Source organism: Pseudomonas sp. NFPP28, assembly GCF_900115535.1.
GTDB lineage: Bacteria > Pseudomonadota > Gammaproteobacteria > Pseudomonadales > Pseudomonadaceae > Aquipseudomonas > Aquipseudomonas extremorientalis.
The window spans coordinates 1-1,680 of the sequence record NZ_FOWT01000020.1; the positions used below are offsets into that span (position 1 = coordinate 1).

The window sequence follows — 1,680 nt, forward strand, 5'->3', positions numbered from 1 at the left end:
CGGATCAGGCTAAGGTAAAATTTGTGAGTTCTCTTAGTTGAGAAATTCGAATTTTCGGCGAATGTCGTCTTCACAGTATAACCAGATTGCTTGGGGTTATATGGTCAAGTGAAGAAGCGCATACGGTGGATGCCTTGGCAGTCAGAGGCGATGAAAGACGTGGTAGCCTGCGAAAAGCTTCGGGGAGTCGGCAAACAGACTTTGATCCGGAGATGTCTGAATGGGGGAACCCAGCCATCATAAGATGGTTATCTTGTACTGAATACATAGGTGCAAGAGGCGAACCAGGGGAACTGAAACATCTAAGTACCCTGAGGAAAAGAAATCAACCGAGATTCCCTTAGTAGTGGCGAGCGAACGGGGACTAGCCCTTAAGTGGCTTTGAGATTAGCGGAACGCTCTGGAAAGTGCGGCCATAGTGGGTGATAGCCCTGTACGCGAAAATCTCTTAGTCATGAAATCGAGTAGGACGGAGCACGAGAAACTTTGTCTGAATATGGGGGGACCATCCTCCAAGGCTAAATACTACTGACTGACCGATAGTGAACTAGTACCGTGAGGGAAAGGCGAAAAGAACCCCGGAGAGGGGAGTGAAATAGATCCTGAAACCGTATGCGTACAAGCAGTGGGAGCCTACTTTGTTAGGTGACTGCGTACCTTTTGTATAATGGGTCAGCGACTTATTTTCAGTGGCGAGCTTAACCGAATAGGGGAGGCGTAGCGAAAGCGAGTCTTAATAGGGCGTCTAGTCGCTGGGAATAGACCCGAAACCGGGCGATCTATCCATGGGCAGGTTGAAGGTTGGGTAACACTAACTGGAGGACCGAACCGACTACCGTTGAAAAGTTAGCGGATGACCTGTGGATCGGAGTGAAAGGCTAATCAAGCTCGGAGATAGCTGGTTCTCCTCGAAAGCTATTTAGGTAGCGCCTCATGTATCACTGTAGGGGGTAGAGCACTGTTTCGGCTAGGGGGTCATCCCGACTTACCAAACCGATGCAAACTCCGAATACCTACAAGTGCCGAGCATGGGAGACACACGGCGGGTGCTAACGTCCGTCGTGAAAAGGGAAACAACCCAGACCGTCAGCTAAGGTCCCAAAGTTATGGTTAAGTGGGAAACGATGTGGGAAGGCTTAGACAGCTAGGAGGTTGGCTTAGAAGCAGCCACCCTTTAAAGAAAGCGTAATAGCTCACTAGTCGAGTCGGCCTGCGCGGAAGATGTAACGGGGCTCAAACCATACACCGAAGCTACGGGTATCACGTAAGTGATGCGGTAGAGGAGCGTTCTGTAAGCCTGTGAAGGTGAGTTGAGAAGCTTGCTGGAGGTATCAGAAGTGCGAATGCTGACATGAGTAACGACAATGGGTGTGAAAAACACCCACGCCGAAAGACCAAGGTTTCCTGCGCAACGTTAATCGACGCAGGGTTAGTCGGTCCCTAAGGCGAGGCTGAAAAGCGTAGTCGATGGAAAACAGGTTAATATTCCTGTACTTCTGGTTATTGCGATGGAGGGACGGAGAAGGCTAGGCCAGCTTGGCGTTGGTTGTCCAAGTTTAAGGTGGTAGGCTGAGATCTTAGGTAAATCCGGGATCTTAAGGCCGAGAGCTGATGACGAGTTACCTTTTAGGTGACGAAGTGGTTGATGCCATGCTTCCAAGAAAAGCTTCTAAGCTTCAG

General features: G+C 49.9%; 1 rRNA gene. It reads left to right on the forward strand.

Annotated elements, in window-relative coordinates:
- Nucleotides 1-102: 102 nt before the first annotated feature.
- A 23S ribosomal RNA gene (locus tag BM110_RS29155) occupies nucleotides 103-1,680 on the forward strand; the annotation flags it as partial.